Source organism: Blautia sp. NSJ-175 (genome assembly GCF_022867815.1).
Classification (GTDB): Bacteria; Bacillota; Clostridia; order Lachnospirales; family Lachnospiraceae; genus Blautia; species Blautia celeris.
The window spans coordinates 91,959-117,878 of sequence record NZ_JALIFQ010000017.1 but is presented as its reverse complement, the minus strand read 5'-3'; the positions used below and the strand labels follow the sequence as shown (position 1 = coordinate 117,878).

25 protein-coding genes, 3 pseudogenes and 1 CRISPR repeat array (1 of these 29 cut by a window edge) are annotated in these 25,920 nt (G+C 43.1%); of the genes and pseudogenes, 20 read left to right on the top strand and 8 right to left on the bottom strand.

Translation table 11 applies throughout. From position 1 onward, the window contains the following. Positions 1 to 364 precede the first annotated feature (364 nt). The 3 genes from tnpC to tnpA form a co-directional block, all read right to left on the bottom strand. Positions 365 to 2,005: an IS66 family transposase gene (gene tnpC, locus MUB35_RS22425; protein ID WP_244806883.1), complete on the bottom strand. Its 1,641-nt coding sequence runs from the start codon at positions 2,003 to 2,005 to the stop codon at positions 365 to 367. 142 nt (positions 2,006 to 2,147) lie between these two features. Beyond that, positions 2,148 to 2,486 (bottom strand): IS66 family insertion sequence element accessory protein TnpB, encoded by a 339-nt coding sequence (gene tnpB, locus MUB35_RS22420; protein ID WP_255786248.1) that lies wholly within the window; start codon positions 2,484 to 2,486, stop codon positions 2,148 to 2,150. Next, positions 2,480 to 2,896: an IS66 family insertion sequence element accessory protein TnpA gene (gene tnpA / locus MUB35_RS22415; RefSeq protein WP_244806881.1), complete on the bottom strand. Its 417-nt coding sequence runs from the start codon at positions 2,894 to 2,896 to the stop codon at positions 2,480 to 2,482. Before tnpA ends, tnpB begins: the two co-directional genes overlap by 7 nt. Before the next feature lie 93 nt (positions 2,897 to 2,989). Between tnpA and MUB35_RS31070 the strand changes: the two are divergent. The 12 genes and pseudogenes from MUB35_RS31070 to MUB35_RS22365 all read left to right on the top strand — a co-directional run. Then, positions 2,990 to 3,337, top strand: a pseudogene (locus tag MUB35_RS31070) (helix-turn-helix domain-containing protein); the annotation flags it as partial. Positions 3,338 to 3,376: 39 nt separating this feature from the next. Continuing rightward, the gene (locus MUB35_RS22410; RefSeq protein ID WP_244806880.1) at positions 3,377 to 3,706 is read left to right on the top strand and encodes a helix-turn-helix domain-containing protein; all 330 of its coding nucleotides are present in this window, start codon (positions 3,377 to 3,379) and stop codon (positions 3,704 to 3,706) included. 8 nt (positions 3,707 to 3,714) lie between these two features. Next, complete coding sequence (locus tag MUB35_RS22405) at positions 3,715 to 4,539, top strand: IS3 family transposase (RefSeq protein ID WP_255786254.1); 825 nt, start codon at positions 3,715 to 3,717, stop codon at positions 4,537 to 4,539. A gap of 202 nt (positions 4,540 to 4,741) precedes the next feature. Beyond that, positions 4,742 to 4,885 carry a hypothetical protein gene (locus MUB35_RS31065; RefSeq protein WP_442863165.1) on the top strand — a complete coding sequence of 48 codons (144 nt, stop codon included), beginning with the start codon at positions 4,742 to 4,744 and terminating at the stop codon, positions 4,883 to 4,885. A gap of 87 nt (positions 4,886 to 4,972) precedes the next feature. Beyond that, entirely contained in the window at positions 4,973 to 5,203 is a 231-nt protein-coding gene (locus MUB35_RS22400; protein WP_244806879.1) for a hypothetical protein, read from the top strand. Continuing rightward, a pseudogene (gene istB, locus MUB35_RS22395) lies at positions 5,200 to 5,963 on the top strand (IS21-like element helper ATPase IstB). The gene MUB35_RS22400 and the pseudogene istB overlap by 4 nt, the downstream one beginning before the upstream one ends. A 202-nt stretch (positions 5,964 to 6,165) precedes the next feature. Continuing rightward, entirely contained in the window at positions 6,166 to 6,579 is a 414-nt protein-coding gene (locus MUB35_RS22390) for a hypothetical protein (RefSeq protein ID WP_244806878.1), read from the top strand. Beyond that, a complete protein-coding gene (locus MUB35_RS22385; RefSeq protein ID WP_244806877.1) occupies positions 6,542 to 7,522 on the top strand; it encodes a recombinase family protein in 981 nt (326 codons plus the stop codon). Before MUB35_RS22390 ends, MUB35_RS22385 begins: the two co-directional genes overlap by 38 nt. A 28-nt stretch (positions 7,523 to 7,550) precedes the next feature. Next, positions 7,551 to 8,132 (top strand): hypothetical protein, encoded by a 582-nt coding sequence (locus MUB35_RS22380; protein WP_244806876.1) that lies wholly within the window; start codon positions 7,551 to 7,553, stop codon positions 8,130 to 8,132. 46 nt (positions 8,133 to 8,178) lie between these two features. Beyond that, positions 8,179 to 8,682 (top strand): helix-turn-helix domain-containing protein, encoded by a 504-nt coding sequence (locus MUB35_RS22375; protein WP_244806875.1) that lies wholly within the window; start codon positions 8,179 to 8,181, stop codon positions 8,680 to 8,682. Positions 8,683 to 8,808: 126 nt separating this feature from the next. Further along, positions 8,809 to 9,513: a recombinase family protein gene (locus tag MUB35_RS22370; RefSeq protein WP_244806874.1), complete on the top strand. Its 705-nt coding sequence runs from the start codon at positions 8,809 to 8,811 to the stop codon at positions 9,511 to 9,513. Between the two features lie 55 nt (positions 9,514 to 9,568). Further along, entirely contained in the window at positions 9,569 to 9,862 is a 294-nt protein-coding gene (locus tag MUB35_RS22365; RefSeq protein ID WP_244806873.1) for a helix-turn-helix domain-containing protein, read from the top strand. 585 nt (positions 9,863 to 10,447) lie between these two features. On the opposite strand, the pseudogene MUB35_RS22360 reads toward MUB35_RS22365, so the two are convergent. The 4 genes and pseudogenes from MUB35_RS22360 to MUB35_RS22345 form a co-directional block, all read right to left on the bottom strand. After that, positions 10,448 to 11,715 (bottom strand): annotated as a pseudogene (locus tag MUB35_RS22360) (IS256 family transposase). A 152-nt stretch (positions 11,716 to 11,867) separates the two neighbouring features. Beyond that, entirely contained in the window at positions 11,868 to 12,842 is a 975-nt protein-coding gene (locus tag MUB35_RS22355; RefSeq protein WP_227246606.1) for an extracellular solute-binding protein, read from the bottom strand. 3 nt (positions 12,843 to 12,845) lie between these two features. Then, positions 12,846 to 14,429: an ABC transporter permease subunit gene (locus tag MUB35_RS22350; protein WP_033141974.1), complete on the bottom strand. Its 1,584-nt coding sequence runs from the start codon at positions 14,427 to 14,429 to the stop codon at positions 12,846 to 12,848. 12 nt (positions 14,430 to 14,441) lie between these two features. Then, the gene (locus MUB35_RS22345; protein ID WP_054353592.1) at positions 14,442 to 15,203 is read right to left on the bottom strand and encodes an ABC transporter ATP-binding protein; all 762 of its coding nucleotides are present in this window, start codon (positions 15,201 to 15,203) and stop codon (positions 14,442 to 14,444) included. A 614-nt stretch (positions 15,204 to 15,817) separates the two neighbouring features. Here MUB35_RS22345 and MUB35_RS22340 point away from each other — a divergent pair. Beyond that, the gene (locus MUB35_RS22340; RefSeq protein ID WP_244806872.1) at positions 15,818 to 16,408 is read left to right on the top strand and encodes a VanZ family protein; all 591 of its coding nucleotides are present in this window, start codon (positions 15,818 to 15,820) and stop codon (positions 16,406 to 16,408) included. Positions 16,409 to 16,536: 128 nt separating this feature from the next. Here MUB35_RS22340 and MUB35_RS31060 read toward each other — a convergent pair whose 3' ends face one another. Continuing rightward, a complete protein-coding gene (locus tag MUB35_RS31060; protein WP_197064112.1) occupies positions 16,537 to 16,701 on the bottom strand; it encodes a nitrous oxide-stimulated promoter family protein in 165 nt (54 codons plus the stop codon). Positions 16,702 to 16,842: 141 nt separating this feature from the next. On the opposite strand from MUB35_RS31060, the gene cas3 reads away from it, so the two are divergent. The 7 genes from cas3 (at position 16,843) to cas2 (ending at position 24,410) form a co-directional block, all read left to right on the top strand. Next, complete coding sequence (gene cas3 / locus MUB35_RS22335) at positions 16,843 to 18,981, top strand: CRISPR-associated helicase Cas3' (RefSeq protein WP_244806871.1); 2,139 nt, start codon at positions 16,843 to 16,845, stop codon at positions 18,979 to 18,981. A 111-nt stretch (positions 18,982 to 19,092) separates the two neighbouring features. After that, the gene (gene cas5c / locus MUB35_RS22330) at positions 19,093 to 19,752 is read left to right on the top strand and encodes a type I-C CRISPR-associated protein Cas5c (protein ID WP_244806870.1); all 660 of its coding nucleotides are present in this window, start codon (positions 19,093 to 19,095) and stop codon (positions 19,750 to 19,752) included. Next, on the top strand, positions 19,749 to 21,500 hold the full coding sequence (gene cas8c, locus MUB35_RS22325) for a type I-C CRISPR-associated protein Cas8c/Csd1 (protein ID WP_244806869.1): 1,752 nt from the start codon (positions 19,749 to 19,751) through the stop codon (positions 21,498 to 21,500). The genes cas5c and cas8c overlap by 4 nt, the downstream gene beginning before the upstream one ends. A gap of 27 nt (positions 21,501 to 21,527) precedes the next feature. Then, positions 21,528 to 22,418 carry a type I-C CRISPR-associated protein Cas7/Csd2 gene (cas7c, locus tag MUB35_RS22320; protein ID WP_033141980.1) on the top strand — a complete coding sequence of 297 codons (891 nt, stop codon included), beginning with the start codon at positions 21,528 to 21,530 and terminating at the stop codon, positions 22,416 to 22,418. Beyond that, complete coding sequence (gene cas4 / locus MUB35_RS22315; RefSeq protein ID WP_244806868.1) at positions 22,415 to 23,083, top strand: CRISPR-associated protein Cas4; 669 nt, start codon at positions 22,415 to 22,417, stop codon at positions 23,081 to 23,083. The genes cas7c and cas4 overlap by 4 nt, the downstream gene beginning before the upstream one ends. Further along, positions 23,080 to 24,111, top strand: coding sequence for a type I-C CRISPR-associated endonuclease Cas1c (gene cas1c, locus MUB35_RS22310; protein WP_118594100.1), 1,032 nt, complete (start codon positions 23,080 to 23,082; stop codon positions 24,109 to 24,111). Before cas4 ends, cas1c begins: the two co-directional genes overlap by 4 nt. An 8-nt stretch (positions 24,112 to 24,119) precedes the next feature. Continuing rightward, on the top strand, positions 24,120 to 24,410 hold the full coding sequence (cas2, locus tag MUB35_RS22305; RefSeq protein ID WP_033141982.1) for a CRISPR-associated endonuclease Cas2: 291 nt from the start codon (positions 24,120 to 24,122) through the stop codon (positions 24,408 to 24,410). Positions 24,411 to 24,581: 171 nt separating this feature from the next. Then, positions 24,582 to 25,920: a CRISPR direct-repeat array (repeat unit 32 nt; unit sequence GTCACCACCTTCGCGGTGGTGTGGATTGAAAT); it runs 221 nt beyond the window's last position.

The window sequence follows — 25,920 nt, the reverse complement described above, 5'->3', positions numbered from 1 at the left end:
ATATGGTTTGGATAAAGAACTACGCGAGTAAACTCGCATAATTACATAGGTGATTTCCACTTCCGGACATCTGATTCCCAAATTTCCGGAAGTGCGATTTCATCGCACAAGAATATTCAACGTGGGCGCTGCCCACACCCGGCCTTTGGAATAAGATTGGGGATTCCTGGTAATACTATTAATGCCGAAGGAATAAGGTCGGAACGGTCAGTCTGATATGATACCCTCAAGTAGGACACTGAAATATGAAAACCTACTTGGGGGTATTGTCATGTCAAGGGTAAGCGCTTAATTTTCAGCCGTTGATAGAAAAATATCCGGTTACCTTTCGGTAATCGGAATACCTTGACAATTCACATATGATTTATGATTGATTTGAGTTTTCTGTTCGGCGTTGGATTTCAGCTTTTACATTTTTATTCCATGGAGCAAGTTGATCTAATTCATCATCACTCATACTATCATCTGGCAGCTTTTCCAGAAGATAGGTTAGATAGTGATAGACATTTACTCCATTTGCCTTGGCCATCTCTACCATCGTATATACTATGGCACTGGCCTGAGCACCATGAGGTGTATCGCAGAACAGCCAGTTTTTGCGGCCGACTGTAAACGGACGGAGGGCATTTTCACTGAGATTGTTAGAAAAACTGCATCGTCCATCTTCCAGATAGGTCATAAGATAGTCTCTCCGGTTCTGGATATAAGTTACAGCCTTATCCATCCTGGAACCTCTGACAGGGTTCTGCTTATCAAGCCACGACAAAAAGCCTTCCACTATCGGCTTTTCTTTTTCAAGTCTGGCCTTTTTGATAGCATCGAAGGATGAATACTTTGTCTTAATGACATCTTCCAGATGAAAGAGCTGATTGATATACATCATGCCCTGTACGGAAGGCTGAGTATAATCCAGCTGCTTTCCTTTAGGAATGACATCTGTCAGGTATCTCCTGATATGTGCCCAACAGGCTGTCCGCTTTGCATTAGATACTTTATTGTATCCGCTGTAACCGTCGCACATCAGATAACCGTCAAATCCCTGAAGGAATTCAACTGCATTGTCTCCGGCACGGGTTGGTGAATACTTGTAGAGAATGATTGGTACATCACCATCTTCACCGCTGCGGAACAGCCACATGTAGGACTTCGTCTGAGCACGACGCCCTTCTTCATGCAAAACCTGAAGAGGCGTTTCATCAGCCATTGCAAAGTTCCTTTCCAGAAGCTTCCGGTGAAAGTATTCATACATCGGGCGGAAAAATGCCTCAGAATTACGGATCACCCAGTTCGCCATAGTTGCACGGGTGATTGTAGCTCCATACTGTTTCCAGTCTTTTTCCTGGCGGCAGTATGGGAGACTGTTGCAAAACTTCTGATACATGACCCACGCGACTGTTCCAGCAGAGGCTATACCATAAAGCATATGAGGTTTTCCGTCTTTTCCCTTTTTAATGACAGGAACATCCTCTTTGCTGCATTCCAAACAGCTGTAATTAAGACTATAGATCTCAATAACTTTCAGTTTTGCAGGAACAAAGACCAGTTCACGGCGGACAAACTCTTCGCCGATCTTAACTAACGGAGTATTGCAGACAGGGCAGACCTTATCTTCTTCCGGAATATCAAGATATTTCTTTATTACAGGGATACCTTTAAAGCGTTCTGCATCCGTTGCTCTGGTCTTTCTCTTTTTAGAGGCTTCCGACGGAAGTGTTGCGGCAAGCTCTTCTGCATCCGCTGCCGAAGGATCCTGCTCCAGCTCTGCTTCATTAAAAAGGTTTAACTGACCCGGAACATCAATCACACGTTTTTCACTGGAGGAACCAAAAAGCTTTTTGCGGAGAAGGCTGATCTCATCTTTTAGATTGTCCCTCTCCTGAACAAGAACTTCTTCCCGTTTGTTGGCAGCATCCACAGTTGCCTGAAGTGTCTTTATCATGTTTTTAAGATCTGTAATCATATCTTTCAGCTCACGTAGCTGAAGGTCTTTGGAACTGTTGGCCACTGCTTTTCCCTCCTTTTTCTGATGTTTCTATTATACCAGAAAAAGGAGGCTTTTCATAGAAAAACAGGGCGTGTGAAAGCCTGAAAAGTGCCGAAAACACAAGGAAATCCAACACTTTTATGTGAAGATTTAAACTGGCTTTTCAGGATGTTTTGATCGCTTTTGGCTGCTCGATATCGATGCCGGACATCAGCCAGTCAAACTCTCTCCAGGTAAGATTTCTTACCTCCGATTTATCTCTTGGCCAGCGATAAGACCCCTGAGCTGTCAATCTTTTATAGATCATGACAATCCCATCCGGTTCTTTCAGGATTGCTTTGATCCGGTCACATTTACGGCCACAGAAGAGATAGAGTGCATGGTCGATTTCCATGGAGAATTGATTCTGGATGATGGCACACAGACCATCAATGGACTTTCTCATGTCCGTTCTGCCACAGACAATGTAGATTGCATCGACATTCGAGATATCCGCTAGCATGTGGACCCCTTGAGCACATCCATCAGAGTCTTTAATAAAACTGGCTGGATATCATTGCTCATGCGGATTCGCAACCCATTTGCTTCGATTTCAATCGTATGTGAATGGTCAAGGTACAGAGAACTGTTTCTTTTCATTGAAACCAGTTCCTCCGGTGTATTATCCGGCTCTATAGCAATCCGGACAACATCCTGTTTATGGGATGTAAGATCGAGAGTGCTGTCCTTTACAGATGGTTCTGGTATCTCGCAGGCTCTTTTGCGAAGTCTGCTGACAGCATTGTAAAAACAGCTGGGAGAAATCTCATTTTCATGGCACCAGGCAGCGTCGGTAAGACCGCTTTGCCTGCAGGCTGTCACCAGTTCCATCCATTCGTCCAGGGAACGACCTGGGGCACGTTTAGCATTCATAATGAAACCTCCAATTGTAGTAAAAAATCTATTTCCTATCAAGATGATGGAGTAAAAAACTATTTTCTATCATTATGAATGATAAAAGAGTAAATTTGTAGTTACCCAAAAATTAAGCGCTTACTGTCAAGGAAGAGCAAAGTAACACCTCTGGAAAAAGTAAAAGCCGTTGAACGATATCTGAATGGCGAAAACAGTCTGGGTGAGGCGGCTAATAGCCTCGGTGTCGGAACGACCAGTATTAGCAACTGGATACGAATTTACGAAGCAGAAGGCCCTGCGGGACTGCTTAACCAGGCCCAGAATAGATGTTATCCCAAAGAAATAAAACGCCAGGCTGTCAACGACTACCTGGACGGGAAAGGTTCCCTTTCCGACCTGTGTAAAAAATACGAAATTCGCTCAGAGAGGCAGCTCAGAGAATGGATAAAGATGTATAATACCGGTAAGGAGTTTAAAGAACTTACCGGAGGTGCATACATGAAGAAAGCAAGGGAAACAACACCAAAAGAGCGTTTGCAGATTGTCCGGGATTGCCTGGAACACAACCGAAACTATGGGGCGATGGCATTGAAGTACCAATGTTCCTACCAGCAGGTCCGCCACTGGGTCATGAAATATGAGAAAATGGGCAGCGCCGGGCTTGAGGACCGCAGGGGAAGGCGGGCTGGCTCCCAGCCAAGCCGAACCCCGGAAGAAGAAATGCGAGTTAAAATCGCAGAGCTGGAACGACGGAACAGGGACTTACAGATGGAAAATGACCTGTTAAAAAAAGTCAGGGAGCTGGAAAGGGGGAATCGCTATCTCTAGTACGCAGGCTGTGTACTTATCAGTCGGTTAAAGAACTATCCCAAACGAAAGGATACCCGGTAGAAAGGCTGTGCGCGTTCCTTAAAATCAGCCGCTCTGCCTACTATCACTGGATCAGGCACCCGGAAAGCAGCAGTGAGATCCAAAACAGTCGTATTGCTGTGGAAATCCAAAAGATACACGAAGCCCATCCGGACATGGGATACCGGCGCATCCGGGACGAACTTGATGTATACCATGGGATTCATGTAAACGACAAGCGGGTTCTGCGTATCTGCCGGAGCCAGAAGATACAATCCTCCATCAAATGGAAACCTAAGAGCTGTACACGGGCGGAGCGAAACCCGACCCACATCGCAAAGAACTACTTAAATCGCGAGTTCCACGCAGAAAAGCCAAAAGAGAAATGGTTGACGGATGTATCAGAATTTAAATACGATACTGGTATGGAGGTCCATAAAGTCTACCTGAGTGCAATCCTGGATTTATATGACAGGAGAATCGTGGCATTTAAGCTAAGTGACCGCAACGATAATGCTTTGGTCATGGATACATTTGATGAGGCGGTCCGGTGGGAAACGGAAGCGCATCCATTGTTCCATAGCGACAGAGGATTCCAATACACCAGCACACAGTTCCATACCCTCTTGAAGGACCATCACATGAAGCAGAGTATGTCGAGGGTCGCACACTGTATAGACAACGGACCGATGGAGGGATTGTGGGGAATCTTAAAGAGAGAAATGTACTATGGTCACCGCTATAAAAGCAGGGATGAACTGGTGCAGGGGATTAAGGGATACATAGATTACTATAATAATCAACGATTGTAGCGGAAACTAAATGTAATGTCCCCAATGGCGTTTCATGAATTGGGGTTAAAGGCAGCATAAAAATACCGCCAGCTGGTAAACCAGCTGACGGCAAAAAAGCTTATTATAAAGCTTATTATTTTTCATTGTCCTCTTGACGGGTAGCACACCACCCTATAAATATATCAGGCAGAAAGTAGATGTACGTTTAACACGCTCTGCTGTGGAAGTCTTCTACCACAATCAGCGGATCTGTTCCCATAAACGCCTGTATGGACATCCCGGTCAATACAGCACACTGGAAATTCATATGCCGGAAGACCATCAGAAATATCTGAAATGGGATGGGAACAGATTTATTGAATAGGCTGATAAAATCGGCACCAGTACAAACATTACAGAAAAATCGATCCTTTCCTCTTACAAAGTGGAACAGCAGGGTTATAAAGCCTGCATGGGACTTCTGAAGCTGGCGGATAAATATTTGGTGGAACGGTTAGAGGCTGCCTGTCATAAGGCACTTTCCTATACACCGCACCCCAGCTATAAAAGTGTTAAAAATATCCTTACCACAGGGCAGGATAAAATTGACATTCAGACAGAAGTACCTATAACACCACAACCGGAAAGCAATGCTTACGGTTACACCCGTGGCGCAGAATACTATGGAGGTAAGGATCAATGACAAATGAGGCAGCCATAAATAAATTGATTGAAATGCGGCTTACTACATTAGCAGACGCATATCGGACTCAGCTTTCCGATGATTCCATGCAGACAGTATCGTTTGAAGACCGTTTTGGTCTGCTAATAGACCTTGAATATACTACTCGTAAGAACAACAAGCGGCAACGGCTTATAAAAAAGCAGCTCTTGATCAGCCACAGGCAAATGTTCATGATATCAATTACACATCAGGCAGAAGGCTGGACAGAACCTTCATTGAGCGGCTTGCCACTTGTGAATACATACAGGAGAAGCACAATATCATTATTACCGGAGCAACCGGTTCTGGAAAATCCTATTTGAGCTGTGCCCTTGGTATGGAAGCCTGTAAGCGTTACTACTCAACAAAATATATCCAGCTGCTGGAACTCCTCTCAGAACTGGCAGTTGCCAGAGGAGAAGGAAAGTTCAAGGAAACCATTAAGCAATACCAGAAATATACACTGCTTATTCGGGATGAATGGCTTCTGGTAAAACTTACAGAAACAGAAGCAAGGGACTTACTGGAGATCATCCATGCCCGGCATCATAAGGCATCAACAATCTTTTGTTCTCAGTTTACCTCACTTGGCTGGTACAATAAATTTCCAGAAGGACAGATCGCAGATGCTATCCTTGACCGCATTGTTCATGACTCTTATATGATAGAGATTCAGTATATCGATAAAGAACATGACAAATCGATGCGGGAAGTATACGGTATTAAAGAAAACGGTTAACGGTTCCACACCGGAACCATTGGGACATCAGCCCGGACTGGTTGGAACCAACCTCTGGTCTGGGCGGTTCCAACCAGCGGAATATTCATGGAAGGATCTTATCGGTTATTTTGCTGACCATCTCAGCAGACATTTCAATTCCGTAAAGGTGAATATTCCGGGCGTGATTTCTCACTGAGACCGGACTTGTCAAATCTACCGGATGGATGAAAGAATCAGAGAACTGGATGATAAGCTGCTTAAGGCTTATATGGATTATGCGGAGAAGATTCTGGATGAGGAAGAGTATCAGTATATCAAAAATAAAATGTCTGTTGAGAGAGCCAATTTGAAGGAGAAACGGTCGGAACAGGAAACAAAGCTGAAGGAGATGGAGCTGGCAATCAAACGGTTCCACGCAATGGCGGATAAACTTAAGAAATATACGGATTCTATGGAGTTTTCACAGGAACTGGTGAAAGAACTGATCGATGAAATCTGGCTATATGAGGATGGTCAGAGAGTGGAAATCAAATTTAAGTGTCAGGATGTATTTACGGATGCTGTGATTGATGAATTTATTGAGGGAGGGGATGTATGTGACGATAGCACTTTATCTGAGGTTGTCGGAGGCTGATGGAGACTTAGGTGTAGACCATAAGGATGAGAGCAACAGTATTGAGAATCAGCGATTGCTACTGTACAGCTATATTCAGAACAGAGATGATTTGGCAGGTGAGATTAAGGAATATGTGGATGATGGATACTCCGGAACAAATTTCAATCGCCCTGCTTTTATGAGAATGAACGAAGATGCCAAGAAGGGATTGATACAGACTATTTTGGTGAAAGACCTTTCCAGACTTGGACGGGATTATATTATTACCGGCGATTATGTAGAGCAGATTTTCCCAATTCTTGGAATTCACTTTATTGCTGTGAATAATCGTTATGACAGTAAGAAGAACGGTTCAGGTTCCATGAGCTTTGATATGGCAGTCAGCAATCTGATCAATACTTTTTATAGCCGTGATTTATCGAAAAAGCTTAGAAGCTCCAATGCGGTAAGATGGAAGAAGGGAATCAGTACATCTGGGCAGGCTACCTTTGGCTACAGGAAGGATCCGGAGAATAAGGGGAAGTTCGTGATTAATCCTGAGGCAGCAGACATCGTACAGAAGATATTTGGACTTGCCTGCCAGGGGATGAATACCAGAGAAATATGTGATGCGTTAAACGAGGAAGGAATGCCTACTCCGCATACTTATCATAAATCCAAGGGGAAATACTCTCATGCCGAGCCGGTGACACCAGAAGCGGAAAGATTGTGGACGACGAAAAAGGTTGGATCGATTATCAAGAAATATGAATATACCGGCGCAATGATCATGGGGAGGAAGCGGAGTCAGATTGTGGGTGCGAAGACTGGGAAGCTGCAGGAAGCCGATAAATGGACCGTTGTTGAGGATATGAATCCTGCACTGGTCAGTAAAGAGGATTTTGCCAGGGCGCAATTGGCGATTCAAAAGCGTACTGCAAGTCGAAACACCAAAGAAAAAGAAGTATGCTCTGCGAGGTAAGCTTCGGTGTGGCAATTGCAGGCAATGTATGTCTTATGTGGATATGGGGACTGTTCCAGTATTTGTTTGCAGAAATAAGGCACGGGCTGGAAAGAAATCCAATTGCAGTGGTGAGCGATATGAGGTCTCTTATATTGATAATCTTGTATTTGATGTTCTCAAGTCTCATATCAAATTATTGAAGGAATGCGGTTTAATCAGGGAAAAGGAAGCAAAAGAAGCGATTCGTGTGAGCAAATCCCAGATCATGAATCTGGTGGTTCAGCTGGATGGACTGAAGGCTGATAAGCTGAGATTGTATGAGGCATATGCAGAGGGGCATTTTACGAAAGAAGTTTATCTCCACCCAAAACAGGAAGCACTTCGTAGGATCGAGGAGCTGGAAGAGCAAATTAAGGTATGTGAGGAAACCTTGGTTGAGAAGGCTGATATCCTGGATCATGCGAAGGAGATGGTTGAACAGGCAAATGGAAATGGGAAAGCGAAGAAACTTACGCGTGAGCTGGCAGATGTATTTATCCGTAATGTGTATGTATATAGTCAGAGCCAGATTGAGATAGAGTTTATCTATGAGGATGTGCTTGGTGAAATGATGAAAACAGAAGAATAATTTGTAATTAAACTTGCTTATGGCGGAATATAGAGGTACAATCCTTATGGGTGGTGATGATATGGCAAAGACAAAATACAAGATTATTCTGAGTGATGACGATATTGAGATGTTAAATTCCATACTTGCGGATGATGAGTCTTCTGACAGGATTAAGCTTCGTGCGAGGATCGTTTTATTATCAGATGAAAATAATAAAGAGAAGTTGTCTGTTCCAGAAGTGGCGAAACGCCTGGGAACAACGCATACAACAGTGCAGACAGTTCGGCAGACTTATGGTATGAACGGAGTTGAAGCGGCAGTTAGTAGGAAAAAACGAGTGGAGACCAAAGAGCACAGAGTTGTTCATAGAACAGATTATAGTAAGAGTCCCAGTAAACTGACTCCTGAGGTGGTGGCAAAGATATTTGAGATTGCTTCCAGTGATCCACCAGAAGGAATGAACAGATGGACTCAGAAGGCTATTGCAGAGGAAGGTATCCGACAGGGACTATTTGACAGCATAGCACAATCGACCATAGCCAGATTATTAAAGAATAAAGAAGTGTAAACAGAAAGCCCTTTCTGCTGGAGTAATTACTCTGGCGGAGAGGGCTATTTTTCTCTTTTCAAACAGTCTATGTGGTGGTTGATAGTGTGAAATAGACTGGTGCAGAAAGGGGGTGAAAAAGAGAAATTGAATGAGGGTAACAACATATTATTAGACGTTTCTGAGGAAGCCATACAGCAATTAGTGGAAGCGGAAGATCCATCTCCAACAGCGCCAGTGTTGCAGGTGAGAAAAACCAAGAAGAAAAAGAAGATTATGATTTCAAATAAGTCTTTTGAGGTTCAGGTTATTCCGGCAACGAAGGGAGTGGTTGCTCCTGGAGAGATAGCGCAGCTTAAGCAAGTTGCAGCATATTGCCGTGTAAGTACGGATGAAGAGGCACAGGCAACCAGTTATGAGCTGCAGGTTCAGTATTACACGGAGTACATAGGGGCTCATGATGGCTGGATATTGGCAGGAATATATGCTGACGAAGGCATCAGTGGAACTCAGACAAAACATAGGGAGCAGTTTAATCAGATGATTCAGGATTGTGAGGACGGCAAGATTGATATGATCATTACAAAGTCTATCAGTCGATTTGCCAGGAACACAGTGGATTGTTTGACGAATATTCGGAAATTGAAGAAGCTGGATCCGCCGGTTGAAATCTATTTTGAAAAGGAACGGTTGTATTTCCTGGATGATAAGACGGATATGGTACTCAGCCTGATGGCTTCAATTGCGCAGGAGGAGTCGCGCAGCATATCCGCAAATATTCGTTGGGCGATCAGAAATCGCATGAAAAACGGAACCCAGAAGATTACCTGTAGTGGTATACTAAATTTGTAACACCCTGTTCGGATAATATGATAAAATTTATTTATTATCCAAGGAGGACTAAGAGATGTCAGTACGTTACAATGATGACTTCAAAAGAGAAGTTGTAAGAGCCTATATGGCTGGTGATAAATCAACAGTAGAAATAGCTACGGAATATAACATTGCCAAAAGCACCGTTTCAGAATGGGCAAAGAAATATAGTGAAGAATGCCAATATAAAAAAAATACCACTCCTAAAACAAGTGAAAGTGATTCTGCCAAGGAAATCCGACGCCTAAATCAGGAACTTCGTGAGAAAGATAAAGAGATAGAGTTCTTAAAAAAAGCAGCGGCATTCTTCGCAAAGGAAATCGATTAGTGGTATATCGTTTCATTGACAATAACAAAGATTATTTTGGTTTAAGGTGGCTTTGCCATAGATTCGGCATCAGCCCTAATGGCTATTATAATTATTTAAAAAATACGAAAGGTGAATATCATAAGCAGCGTGAGACCATCTATGTAAGGATTAAGTATATTTATTACAACAACAACTGAACTGTAGGACACAGAGTTATGCGTGTATTCCTGTCACGATACGGAATTCATCTAAGTAAAACTACAGTACATAAATATATGAATAAAACACTCAATTTAGCGGCTGTCATTATGCGTAAAAAACCAGGATACACTGCTGGTAAAAAACACAAGATATTTCATAATCTTTTGAAACAAAAAAAGCAATGAGAAAATTAAGTCTAATTAAATATTAATTAAAGATTAGAAAAAAATGTTGCTTAAAATAAGAGACTATGAAGAAAAGTCTGTAAATAAGATTCTTCTATGATAATGAGTGGTGAAAAGTCTTAAGAATAGGCTTTTCACCCTTACTTTATATATAACAGTTACAAAAAGGCATGTCAACAGCAGGCGGTAAATCCGCCTGTTATTTGCTCATGTTCGATCACTCCGGAAGCCGTCCTTCGTACATGATACTTAATTCTCCATACACCTGAGCCCAGTTCCGGATGGTTGTGGTCCATTTCTTTGTGGCCTCAAAGGTTGCTAAATATAACGCTTTGAGCAACGCTGTGTCGCTTGGAAATACGCTTCTCTGGCGGTTCAGCTTTCGATAAGTGGAATTCAGCGATTCAATGGCATTTGTCGTACTATGCCGATATCGGCATAAGTCGTATATATGACCTTCCTGACCATTGCTGAAAACTTGAAAATTGGGGATATGGCATCCCAGTTATCCTTCCAGCGCTTCATGGAATTCGGATATTTGGGCGTCCATTTTTCTGTTACCCGGTCAAGTGCTGCCAGCGCCTTTTTTTCATCAGCTGCCTGGTAGATGGTCTTTAGATCTGCGGCAAATGCCTTCCTGTCTTTATCTGGAACATATTTTAAAGTGTTTCTTACCTGATGGACAATGCATCTCTGATATTCTGTTTTGGGGAATGCGGCAGCAATGGCTTCCTTTATTCCCGTAAGGCCGTCCGCACAGATGATGAGGATGTCTTTTACCCCCCGGTTCTTCAGTTCATTTAAAACAGACAGCCAGTATTTTGAACTTTTATTCTCTCCCACATGGATTGTCAGTACCTCTTTCTTTCCTTCTGTATTGATCCCAAGGATGACATAGGCGGCAAGCTTGCGGATCACACCATTGTCACGGACAGAATAGTGGATGGCGTCAATGTAAAGGATGGTATAGACATTATCCAGAGGACGGTTCTGCCAGTCTTCGATCTGAGGAAGGATCTTGTCTGTAACATCAGAAATAAATCCTTCCGAGGTCTCAAATCCGTAGATATCTTCAATAGTTTCAGATATCTGCCGGGTAGTCATTCCCTTCGCATACATGGAAATGATCTTCTGGTCAATATCAGAAATGTCTTTCTGGCGTTTTTTGACCACCTGTGGTTCAAAGGTAGATTTTCGGTCTTGCGGCACATCGATTTCCATGGAAGCGTAACTACTGTTGACCCGTTTTCGTTTGAAACCGTTCCGGTAATCATCATTGTCTGAGCGTTCCGATTTTTGATATCCCAGGTGATCATCCAGCTCAGCCTCCATCATTTCCTTGATGGTTCCGCCAAGAAGATCTTTCAGGGCATCCTGAATGTCTTCAGCTGTCTGAATATCGTATTCTTCCAAAAGCTGATGGATAATGCTGCGCTTTCCTTCCGTCATTTGTACTCTGTGTACTGGTTTCTTTTGTCTTGCCATAATAAAAGGCCCTCCTATGATTTTTATTTTATCATAGAAGAACCTTATAAATCCTATTTTACAGAAAAAGTTTCACACTCTCTAAAATAACGCGAAAAACAGTTTCAGCAGGGCCATCGCCCTGCTGAACTCCTTCCCATTTTTTAATCCCCTCAATACTTCCACTTCCCAAGCAATTCATCCTTCAACCCCAAATCATCAATCCCCGTCATATCCGCATACTTAATATCCTCCGGATAATTCTCCATCTCACTTTTCTGCCCCTTCAATATTTTCCCCGGATTATAATGGTCCTTATCATAAACCAAATACTCATTCACCAAATACTCAAACACATCCCTTACATCCCCCTTATCATCCTTCCCCTTCACAACACTAACCCCATCCAGCGAATACGGCGATCCGGATTCCGGATAGATCATCTTCAGCGGATTGCCATTATTGATTTCCGTCACCACCTGATAAGTAAGCGCCGTACCCACAGCGCACTCCCCTTGGATCAGCAGCTTCACCGGCCCGGAACCCGACTCGGAATACTGTTTCACATTATCATTCAGCTTATCAAAATACTCCAGCGTCTTCTCCTCTCCCCATATATTCCTGAGATTCAGATAGAAATTATACCCCGTAGAACTGGATTTTGGATTTTGAATAGATATCTTATTCTTAAATTCCGGTTTCAGCAAGTCCTCGTAAGTCTTCGGCTCCGCAATCCCATATTTCTTCAAAATCTCCGTATTTACCGCAAATCCGCCCCCATAACTTTCCCATATCAAATACTTCCCATGCTCCGGCAGCATACCGTCAATATAATCCAAATGTGAATATTCTGCCACATCAGCCAGTGAGTCCTTCATTTTCTCCATATACCCTGTCTCAACCCCCAGCACAATGTCCGCATCGGAGTGCTCTTTTTCTGTCTGAATCTTAGCAGCAACCTTAGCAGTGGGCATATACATGATCTGCACATTCAAATCCGGGAATTTCTCAGCCAGATGAGCCTTCAGATCATCATTCCTGTACTGCTCCAGCGCAGAATAGATCACTAAAGTATTGCTTTCCTGCTTATTTATCGCAAAATATAAAACCATGATTACAACAACTAACCCCGCTAATATTTTCTTCATCCCTCAATTCTCCTTCCTTGCAAAATACATTTTCAGGAAATAGATCACGCCCTTTGCAATTACATTGACCAGCAAAATAATAATGGAAATAAATGCAATAGGTTCAATCAGTGATTGAGAATCAAACTGCGGGATGAGAAGCGCCAGCGGCATATTTCTGAAATTTGCCAGGAAGGAAATCGCCGAAATGGTCACCATACAGTTTACAAAAATATAGCTGAACATTTCCAGAATCGTTCCTCTTGTACACGGCATATACACATCAACCAGCATTTTCATCTTAGAGATTCCCAGAGAATACGCGACATCCTCCAGATTACTGTTAAACTTAGAAAGCGAATTATAAGCCAGCAGATACGGCGATGCAAAAAAGTGAGTGATATTTACTGTGATCAAAATTGCGATCGTTCCATAAACAAAGCTTCCCTGAAAGAACAGTACATAGGACAAACCCAGCACAATACCGGGAAATGACAGGGAAACCAGAGAAATCAAATGAATAGCCATGGAAGAAAAGTTTTTCCCTGAGCGCGCCGTCACAAATGCAGCATAATATGTAATCAATGTACCGGCCAGAGCTGTCGTCAGCCCGATAAACAGCGAATTCAGCAGATACCCGCCAATCCCCAGATCCAGAGATTCCGTTATATTGTCAAAGGTAAAACTAAAGTCTACAGGATACTGTTTCACAAAACTCAAAATGACAAACGTAATAATCGGAAGGCTGATCAAAACAAGAGTTACAACACATACAACCCTGGAAAAAATATCTCGTTTCCTGTTCTTCCCAATCACATACGGTTTTGTGATTGTACTGTTTGTCCCGTTATCTTTATTTAACAGATCAATAATAAAGGCAATCACTGCCGGAATCAGCAGAATGACCCCGATGATTCCGCCCTTTGAATAATCAAGCAGCCCAATAACTTCCCGATACATATAGACCGGCAGAGTCATCATTTTCCCGCCTACTATTAACGGCACACCATAATCCGTGAATACGACGGTAAACACGGCGAAGAAAGCGGAGATTAACGGTTTTTTAAGATTTGAAAGTGTAATTGCCTTTAACTGCTGTTTCTTAGAAAGCCCCAGCACATCTGCCATCTCATATACCGTAAAATCCTCATATTGAAAGATATCTGTCAGCATTAAAAACGCCATCGGACAGGAATACAAAGTTGCGCCGATCACAATTCCGGTCAATCCATATAAATGGATGTTGATCCCGGTTAGATTTGTAAAAAATCCATTGTCACCAAATAACAGTGTCAGCCCCATACCATGGGAAATAGACGGGATCAGCATTGGCAGCGTGAATATCACGGACCATACACCCTTATGCCGGATATTTGACCTGTTGACACACCATGCCAGAAGCAGGGCAATGCTTACAGAGACAATAGTAGTCACAAGCGATGAAAGAAATGAATTCCAAAGCATTGGGGCAAACTGTGCGCTTGACAGGACTTCACTGATATCACCATAGGAAATATGAGTAGCTAAGGCGATGATTGGGCATAAAACATGCAGAATTAAAAATATGCCTATGAAAAGTTTCAGGCTCTGAAAGGTTCTGTTCTTCATATCTCCTCCGTCCTACAATCTGCCGATACATTTTGATAAAGAATCAAATTTCTGGTTTAAATGGTTCACCACAAATGTTCGGATGTATTCATTCGCAGGGCTATTGTATATTTCCAGAGGGCTGTCCAGCTGTTCAATCGTCCCGTTGCTCATTACCATGATCCTGTCGGACAGGAAGAAGGCCTCCTCCTGGTCATGGGTGATATAGATCATTGTGGAATGGAATTTTTTCTGAATGTCTTTCAGTTCCCTCTTCATGATCTCCTTATTTTCAACATCCAGTGCGCTGATTGGCTCATCGAGCAGAACAATGGATGGGTTTAAGGCGAGAGTGCGGGCAATTGCAACTCTCTGCTGCTGGCCTCCTGAGAGGTGATGGGGCTTTTTGTTCAATTGGTCACTCATGCCAATCATGTCTAAGGTTCTTTCGGCACGTTTTCTTGAGTCTGCTTTTGTTTCAGGTTTGATCTTCAGGGCATACTCTACGTTTTCCAGAACTGTCATATTGGGGAATAAGGCATAATTTTGGAATATGATTCCCATTCCTCTCTGGGATGCGGGAAGCTTGCTTATGTCTTTTCCGTCCAGCAGTATTTCTCCTGCGGTCTGGGATTCCAGACCGATGAGGATTCTTAACAGTGTTGTTTTGCCGCAGCCGCTGGGGCCGAGGACACTGAGGAATTCCCCTTCCTTTACTACGAAGGAAAGGGATTTTAGAACCTGTTCTCCGTCGTATTCTTTTACAAGATTTTTTACGATCAATTTCTCTGTCATATGAAATTCTCCTTGGTATGATAGGCCGTAGATTATCGGCTGTGTATTAATATCCCTGCGGTATTTACATTTGGGGAGGGGCCATTGATTTTGTCGGAGGCATGATTGGCGGATTCGGGCTGTGAATGGCAAAATAGGGGGTGTTTTATGGAAAATCATGAGTACACTTCCTTTTATATTTTGTTTCAGTATACCATTTATTACTATTTTATGCTACTGTTGTTGCAGATTAGTGGATAAAAGTAAGGTGTAATGATGGAAATTAAGGAAGGCTTATAAATATTTTTGCATATTCATGCATTTGGGGGTAATGTTGTCTGCTGTGTTATATACTGCAGAATAAAATATGATTTTGGTGTAAGTGCGAAGAGATAGACTGTTATATGCGGACAATGCTGAAAAGTGATGTGCTTTTATGAAAAGTTGACATCGTGATGACCAGACGTTAAAATGGAAGAGATTTTCTAAATATCACTCCGGCGTATAATTTATAGAGGCGGGGTTAAAAGTAAAATCCAGAACTGAAAAATTTGCAGTTATTCCCACGTTGTTTTGTTTATTATCTAAAAACCAGGAGTAAAATAAGAATAAAGCTGTCACAGGGATTTATTTACATGAAGCAGGAAAATCTGCGCATTAGCAGCAGAAGAAAGGCAGTTGTCAGATATATGGACTTAATAGAAATATTCAATAATCATTTTCCGAAGATATCGCAGAAGCAGATTATATTGTTCCTGATTCTCAGTATCCTGCTGGCTGCTGTCCTCATCTTCATGGTACAAAGAAAAATAATAAAGACAGGGCAGGCAGTCTGTATAGCAGGTGTATTTGTCTGGTTGTATATTGTTTTTTTGTCCACCGTTTTCTCACGGAATCCTTATCCGGAAATGAAATATGAACTGATGCCTTTTTGGTCCTATGTTTTTACCATACAGAATCGCAGCGTATCCATGGCAGAGGAAATATTTTTGAATGTACTTCTGCTGATGCCCATGGGAGTGCTGCTGTACGCGGCATTTGGCAGACGTGTTGGGGTGATGAGGATAACCGCGGCAGGACTGTCAGTGTCATTTTGTATTGAATTTTTACAGTTAGTATTAAAACGTGGGCTTTTTGAGTGGGATGACATGATCCATAATACCTTAGGGGTATATTTAGGATGCTGGATATGTAAAAAGATAATGGATGTCTGTAAAAAAAGATGAATCTGCCGTATATGGCCTGCAGGCGGGTTCATCTGTTGGCATTTGTGTTTTTTACTCTTTGTGTTTTGCCTTGAAGTTACATATCCATGCAGGACGGCAAAAACAGGATGATGGAACAGCATTCTGAGTCAGGCATATTTCATCACTTCTTTATCACATCTTTTCATTTCTTCGGAATAGCAGTGGACTTTACAGGCACTGCAGAATGTCTTTGGCTTTATGATGAGACATTTATCTGTTTGTTTCCGGGCGTATTCCTCAATTCTGCTTATATAATAAATATCAAAGACCACCAAACACTCAATTTTGAATAAGCATGCGATTAATATAGTAAAAATGACGCAATACAACAATAAAATACAATAAATATTGTGCAAAATGTATACATGGTGTATAATGGAAATGTAACCGAGAGATAAAATAGAGGAAGATAAATGTATTTAGCCCATATAAGTGATGATAAATTAAGAGAACAGACCATCAGAGAACACTTGGAGGGAGTCGCTAAATTAAGCGCTGAATTTGCAGCTTCTTTTGACAGTGAAGAATGGGGGTACGGCTGTGGTCTGGTTCATGATATCGGAAAATATTCCGCTGAATTTCAGAAGCGTCTGCGCGGAGGTGCGAAAGTCGATCATGCAACTGCGGGTGCTCAGGAACTATACCGCAATAAAAATGTCATGCAGGCATATTGTGTAGCCGGTCATCATTCCGGTCTGCCAGACGGCGGTTCACCTGCAGAACCGGCAGCATTTTATGGAAGAATGAAAAAAGAACTGAAAGATTATCAGGCTTTTAAGGAAGAGATTGAAATACCGGCATTTCCGGCCCTGCCGCTGAAACCTATAGGACGAGGCGGGTTTAGCGCAGCTTTTTTTATCCGTATGCTCTTTTCCTGTCTGGTAGATGCAGATTATCTGGATACGGAGCATTTTATGAGGCCGGAAAGCAATACCAGAGGAAATTATGATTCTATAGAGCAGTTGTTTGACAGGCTGTATGAGCATATAGCCTCCTGGCTGACAAATTATGATGAAAATACAGTGAATGGAAGACGTTCAGCCATTCTGCGGGCGTGCCTGGAAAAAGGTAAAAAGCAGCAGGGGCTTTATCAGCTGACAGTTCCCACCGGCGGAGGCAAAACCATATCGTCATTGGCATTTGCCCTGCAGCATGCAGGAGAGCATAATCTGAAACGTATTATTTACGTCATTCCCTATACGTCCATCATAGAACAAAACGCCCGGGTCTTTAAAGAAATCCTGGGCAGCAGGAATGTCCTGGAAAACCACTGCAGTGTAGTCTGTGACAATACCGAGGAACTGGAAAACATGCAGTTGGCGGCAGAAAATTGGGATAAACCGGTGGTAGTCACCACAAACGTCCAGTTTTTTGAATCCCTCTTTGCAAATAAATCTTCTAAATGTCGTAAAATACATAACATTTCCAACAGCGTTATCATTTTCGACGAGGCGCAGATGCTCCCGGTGAATTACCTGAAGCCATGCATCCGGGCAATAAGTGAACTGATCTATAATTATCACTGTACCGCGGTTCTGTGCACAGCGACACAGCCGGCACTGAAAGATTTTTTTCCGGACTTTATGAAAGCAGAGGAGATATGCCCAAATGTTAAGGGACAGTATGAGTTCTTCAAAAGAACAGAAGTCATAAACATTGGTGAGATATCAGAGGAAGATCTGATTTCATATCTTGAAGAAAAAGATCAGGTATTATGCGTCCTAAATAGCAGAAAACGTGTTCAGAGAGTCTTTGAATCCCTGAAGGGAGAAGATGTATATCACCTATCCACCTATATGTATCCCGCGCACAGACGAAGGATATTAAAAGAAATAACAGAGAGGCTGAAGGATGGAAGGGCGTGTAAGCTGATTGCAACGAGTCTGGTAGAAGCCGGTGTTGATTTTGACTTCGCCTCTGTTTTCAGGGAACTTGCCGGAATTGATTCTGTGATTCAGGCAGCAGGCCGATGCAATAGGGAGGGGAACAGGAACAGAGTGGATTGTGAGACAATGGTGTTCACCCTGGAGCAGGATGAGGACGTACATATTCCTGCGCAGTTGAAGCTGCCCATATCTGCAGCGAAACAAATTACGGGAAAATATGAAGACATCACATCGCCAGAGGCAATCCACGAATATTTCAAGAGACTTTACCGTTTCCGGGGAGAAGGTCTGGATACCAAAAGTATTCTTGAGGATTTTGAAAAGGGAATCCCGTCTTTTAGTTTTCCGTTTGCAGATGTGGCAGGTAAATTCCATATTATTGAATCAGAAACCAAGACGATTCTGGTGGATATGGAGGAGGAAGCCGCAGATATTGCGGAACGGTTGAGAAGGGGAGAACATTCCAGGGAATTATTCAGGGCTGCAGGGCAGTATTGTGTAAATGTTTATGAAAATGATTTCAATAATCTGGACGGGGCGGGTATGCTGGAAGCGCTGTGCACAGATATAGACACGGATTTCTATATGCTGCGCAGCAAAGAGCTTTACACAGAAGACAGAGGTCTGACTGTCAAAGCCGAGAGAGGAGATGCATTGTTTGGGTGATTACGGACAGAAAAATAGATTTCTGCAGTGTGATCCCGGCAGCATCCATACCAGGTATGCAGGCAGAACTCAGAATATAGATTCCAATAGATTAACGGGAGGAGGAGAGACATGAGCCATGGTGTGCGCGTAAGAGTCTGGGGGGACAGGGCACTGTTTTCCCGGCCGGAAATGAAAGTTGAACGTTGCAGTTACGATGTCATTACACCGTCGGCTGCAAGAGGGATTCTGGAAGCCATCTACTGGCATCCCGGCCTTCGCTGGGTGATAGACAAGATTTACGTCAGAAAACCCATACAGTTTACCAGTATCCGACGTAATGAAGTAAAAAGCAAAGTGCAGGCCGGAAATGTATTGAGTGTTATAAATGGGGCAAATAAACCGTTGTACCTGAGCACTAAGGAAGAGATCGTACAGAGGGCTGCCATTCTGCTGCAGGATGTGGAATATGTGATTGAGGCGCATTTTGACATGACTGACCAGGCAAATCAGACGGACAACTGCGGCAAATTTAAGGACATTATTATGAGGCGTCTGCGCAGAGGGCAATGTTATCATATGCCGTATTTCGGATGCAGAGAATTTCCGGTGAACTTTGAGCTTTTTGAAGAAGAGGAGGTAGAGACGGCTTATCCGGATACAGTAAAGGATTTAGGGTACATGCTGTATGATTTTGACTACTCGAACCCGGAGGATATCACTCCTATGTTTTTTAGGGCAGTCATGGAAAATGGTGTACTTGACGTACGGGATTGCGAGGTGGTCAGATGATCCTGCAGTCATTGGTTAGATATTATGAGGCACTGGAAAAGAAAGAGAAAATTACAAGCCCGGGATGGTGTACGGCAAAAGTCTCCTTTGCGCTGGATATTTCTGAAAAAGGTGAGCTTTTACGCGTGATTCCTCTTAAGTTAGAAAAGCAGAAGGGCAAGAAAACGGTAATGGAGCCGCAGCTGTTGAGAGTGCCCGAGATGGTGACACGTTCTTCCGGGGTATCATCTAACTTTTTGTGTGATAATTCGGGGTATTTCCTGGGAATTGATAATAAAGGGAAACCAAAGCGTTCAGAAGAATGTTTCGCTGCGGCAAAGAAAAAACATTTGGAAATATTGGATGGGGTGGAAGGAAACGCTGCTGCCGCAGTTCGGAATTTTTTTGAAACCTGGAATCCGGGCGGTGCCGCAGAACATCCTGCGCTTGCAGATAGCCTGGAAGAGATGATAGCCGGGGCAAATCTGATCTTCTGTGTAGATGGTGACTGGGTGCAAAATGATTATGATGTGAGAGAAGCCTGGGAAATCTACAGAGACGGCGCTGAAACGGACAATGAAGGAATCTGTCTTGTGACCGGGCAGAAGACAGAAATATCCAGAATCCATGGGTTGATCAAAGGAGTGCCGGGGGCACAGTCCAGCGGTGCGGCACTTGTATCTTTTAACGCACCGGCATTTGAGTCTTTCGGGAAAGAACAGGGCTACAATGCGCCTGTGGGGACCTATGCGGCATATGCATATACAACAGCCCTTAATCATCTCCTTGCGGATAAGTCCCATACAAGCCAGATCGGTGATACAACAGTTGTATACTGGGCTGAGGATGGTGAAGAAATATATCAAAATATATTCGGCGGAGCGGTTGAACCTACAGTTGACAATCAGGCGATTGTAGCGGGTGTGTTTAATAGTCTGGAAATGGGTAAGCCTATTGTCGTGGAGGAAGTGGAAGGAAGTTTGTCCTTGGACCAGCGTTTTTATATCCTGGGACTTGCTCCGAATGCGGCCAGGATTGCAGTGCGTTTTTTCTACCAGGACAGTTTCGGAAACATCCTCAGACATTTGAAAGAACATTATGACAGGATGGATATTGTACGGCCGGCAGCAGATGAAATGCGTTATATGGGTGTCTGGCGTATGCTTCAGGAAACCGTAAATAAAAAATCCAGGGATAAGAAGCCAACCGCAAATATGGCCGGAGCTGTATACCGGGCAATCATTTCCGGAGGGCAGTATCCGGCATCCCTGTTCCAGGGCGTAATGGGCAGGATCAGGGCAGAGCAGGATGATAAAGACAGCCATATACATAAGATCACAAAGGGCAGGGCATCTATTATCAAGGCTTATTTGATCCGTAATGGATATGATAAGGAGGAGGAGATAACTGTGAGTCTGAATAAAAACAGTAGAAATATAGCTTATATTTTAGGACGAGAGTTCGCGGTATTAGAAGCAATTCAGAAAGAAGCCAATCCGGGAATCAATGCGACCATCAAGGATAAGTATTTTAATTCGGCGTGTGCCACACCGGCAGCAATTTTTCCTGTGTTGTTTAAATTGAAGAATAGCCATATTAAGAAAATATCAAACCATAAAAAAGTCGGCGATTTTGAAAATTTGTTGAAAGAATTACAAGATATAATAGAAATAACAAATGAACAGGAAGATTCTTGTCCACGAAGATTGTCTCTTGAGGAGCAAGGAATGTTTATATTGGGTTATTATCATCAAAAGCCGGAGAACTAATAAAGATAAATAAGGAGGAAGCACAGGATGTCAGAGATAATTAAAAACAGGTATGAGTTCGTGATTTTATTTGATGTGGAAAACGGAAATCCAAACGGGGACCCGGATGCAGGTAATCTGCCCCGTATCGATCCGGAAAGCGGATATGGGATTGTCACAGATGTGTGTATCAAAAGAAAGATAAGAAATTATGTGGAAGCAGTAAAGGAAGAAGAGGAAGGGTATAAGATTTATATTAAAGAGGATGTACCGCTTAATCGGAGTGATAATACCGCCTACGAATATTTGAAGACAAATGAGAAGGAAATCAAGGAGTTAAAGAAGAAGGATCCGGATGTGGATAAAAAGATACGCGATTTTATGTGCGGCAACTTCTTTGATATCCGTACGTTTGGAGCTGTCATGACCACATTTGTAAAAGCTGCCCTCAACTGCGGGCAGGTCAGAGGCCCTGTACAGCTTGGATTTGCCAGGAGTATTGACCCGGTCGTGAGTCAGGAAGTGACCATAACCCGCGTTGCGATCACAACAGAAAAGGATGCAGAAAATAAGAGCACAGAGATGGGAAGGAAGAATATTATTCCATATGCGCTTTACAGAATGGAAGGATATATTTCAGCGAACCTGGCCAGAAAGGTGACCGGATTTACAGAGGATGATCTGGAACTTCTCTGGGAGGCCATTATCAATATGTTTGAGATCGATCATTCTGCCGCCAGAGGAAAGATGGCGGTGCGTGAGCTTATTATTTTTAAACACAGCAAAGAATTCGGAGACTGCCCGGCATATAAATTATTTGATGCAGTTGAGGTCAGAAAACATGAAGATGTGATTTATCCCAGAAAATATCAGGATTACAGCGTTGAAATCCATGAAGATCAGATTCCGGAAACAGTGGAGATTTCAAGAAAAATATGAAGGAATATAAAGAAGAGGATTACCTGATGCTCTCAGGAATCCAGCATTTTGCTTTTTGCAGAAGGCAGTGGGCATTAATACATATTGAGCAGCAGTGGCAGGAAAATGTCCGGACTGTGGAGGGGGAATTACTTCATAAGAGAGCACATGACACATATTCTTCAGAGAAAAGGAATGATGTGGTAATCAGCAGAGGGCTTCCCGTACATTCCAGTGAAATGGGGGTCAGCGGTGTATGTGATATTGTGGAGTTTCGCCGGGCTGAGGAGGGAATCACTCTTCACGGGCACCGAGGGACCTTTCAGGTCTATCCCGTTGAGTATAAAAGGGGGAAACCGAAAGATACGCAGATAGATATTCTCCAGTTGACAGCCCAGGCTATGTGTCTGGAGGAAATGCTGTCGTGTACGATCGCTGAGGGAGCCGTTTTCTATGGAGAGATAAAGAGGCGGGAAAGAATAGAATTTACCGATGAGTTGAAGGAACAGGTGAGAACCATGTTTTCAGAAATGCATCAGTATTTTGACAGAAAATATACCCCAAAGGTTAAATGGTCGAAAAGCTGTAACGCATGTTCCCTGAAAGACATCTGTCTGCCGAAATTAGGAAAAGCGGCTTCAGTAAAAGAATATATAAAATCTGCCATTGGGGAGGATGACAAATGAAGAAATTGCTGAATACGTTATATATCACCTCTCCCGACGGATACCTTTCCCTGGATGGAGAAAATGTAGTGGTGCTTGATAAGGAAAAGGAAGTGGGAAGGGTTCCGCTGCATAATCTGGAAGCCATTGTTTCTTTTGGCTACAGAGGTGCAAGCCCGGCACTTATGGGAGGATGTGCGGAAAGAAATATTTCACTTTGTTTCATGACACCCCAGGGCAGATTCCTGGCAAGAGTGACTGGTAATGTTAGAGGAAATGTTGTTTTGAGAAAGAAGCAGTACAAGGTTTCCGAAGAAGATGAGGCAAGTCTTGTAATTGCCCGTAATTGCATTTTAGGGAAAATATATAATTCACGGTGGGTTCTTGAAAGAGCAATAAGGGATCACGCACTTCAGATTGATGTTGAGGAGGTAAAACGTGCCTCTGTCAATTTGCAGCAGTCCTTAAATTATGTGAAGAGCTGTACAAGTATGGAACAGTTGAGAGGATATGAAGGGGAAGCGGGAAGCGTTTATTTTGGTGTGTTTAATGAACTGATTTTACAGCAGAAAAAAGACTTTAAGTTTGAAGGCAGAAACCGTAGACCACCATTAGATAATGTAAATGCAATGCTTTCATTCTTTTATACTTTGCTGACGAACATGTGCGCTTCGGCACTGGAATGTGTGGGATTGGACCCGTATGTGGGATTCATGCATACAGACAGGCCCGGAAGGGTTTCGCTGGCACTTGATATGATGGAGGAACTGCGGCCTGTCTTAGTGGATCGTTTTGTGCTCACCATGATCAATAGAAAGATGGTGAATAAGAAGGATTTTTCTGTTAAGGAAGATGGCGCGGTATTGATCAGTGATAAATGCAGGAAGCTGCTGCTGACAGAGTGGCAGAATAAAAAGAAAGATGTTATCACACATCCGTATTTGGGTGATAAAGTGGAGTGGGGAATGATACCATATGCCCAGGCAATGCTTTTGGCTCGTTATCTGAGGGAAGATTTAGATGAGTACCCGCCATTTTTCTGGAAGTAGGTGAGAGGATGCTGGTTTTGATTACATATGATGTAAATACTGAGACAGATGCCGGGAAAAGACGTCTAAGAAAGGTTGCAAAACAATGTGTTAATTATGGAAGACGGGTGCAGAATTCTGTTTTTGAATGCATTCTTGATAACACACAGTGTGTTTCATTGAAGGCTGTATTGGGGGATATTATTGATAAGGAAGTTGACAGCCTCAGGTTTTATTATTTGGGGAATAACTATAAGACTAAAGTGGAGCATATGGGAGTTGACAGGGGGATAGCAGCGGACTCGACTTTGATTTTCTAGTGCGAATAGGAAGTGAACAGAAAAACATTGGGAGATTCGCACCATATTTTGGGGTGTTGGGTGATGGAAAAAGGAGGAATAGAAGGGAAAGGGGTGGTGAGATTAGTGTGAAAGAGTCTATTAATTAGAAGTTTTATACAAAAATAGCTATGAAATTTGGGCATTTTTGCTGTCACCACCTTCGCGGTGGTGTGGATTGAAATCACCGTGCAAAGAAGTACGGGAAGTTAGAGTTGAGTCACCACCTTCGCGGTGGTGTGGATTGAAATACCAATCTGAATGTCATAATAAGATTTATCGATTGCGTCACCACCTTCGCGGTGGTGTGGATTGAAATCGTCATTCCGGTATCCTCCTTACAATATTTCCGTGTCACCACCTTCGCGGTGGTGTGGATTGAAATAAACGAATGGTAGATGGAGACTTTGAAGACTTTGTCACCACCTTCGCGGTGGTGTGGATTGAAATATCAGAGTTTATCGAGGATGAGCTAAAAAGGTTGCGTCACCACCTTCGCGGTGGTGTGGATTGAAATTCCCTGTTGTTGCCTCTGAGAAATCCAGAAACCCGTCACCACCTTCGCGGTGGTGTGGATTGAAATCGGATTTGAATCTGGGTTTGGGTCTGGGCCTGGAGTCACCACCTTCGCGGTGGTGTGGATTGAAATCATATTTGACCGATAAGGGCTTGAAAACCGAAAAACGTCACCACCTTCGCGGTGGTGTGGATTGAAATCGATTATGGGTGCCACTTTGATTGTTGGCCTTGTGTCACCACCTTCGCGGTGGTGTGGATTGAAATATCATCCGTGTCATCATCATCACGAGATTTATCCGTCACCACCTTCGCGGTGGTGTGGATTGAAATTGTTGATTACGCAAGCGGGTATAGCAACAGGGCAGTCACCACCTTCGCGGTGGTGTGGATTGAAATCTGTATACATTCAGATTCCGCTTCATCAGCAGGAGTCACCACCTTCGCGGTGGTGTGGATTGAAATACTTCAAAGCTCGAATTTCCAGATGCCTGTGTTGTGTCACCACCTTCGCGGTGGTGTGGATTGAAATTGCCTGGAACTCCTTTTGCGTCTGTTTGATGGAGTCACCACCTTCGCGGTGGTGTGGATTGAAATGTACGTCCGAACTTTTTTCGTCTTCTGCCTTTGTCACCACCTTCGCGGTGGTGTGGATTGAAATCGTTATGGGTTATTACGGTCTGTGCCGCCTGTGCGTCACCACCTTCGCGGTGGTGTGGATTGAAATCGTGTTTGATCGCGTAAAATATGAGATGCAGCAGGGTCACCACCTTCGCGGTGGTGTGGATTGAAATTGGTACTCTGTACTTGTATTAATCATCTATCATCGTCACCACCTTCGCGGTGGTGTGGATTGAAATCAATGTGATTGGCATAAAATATTACCTCCTATTCTGTCACCACCTTCGCGGTGGTGTGGATTGAAATCCACGCAATGCGTGGTATAATGTACCTAAGATAAAGTCACCACCTTCGT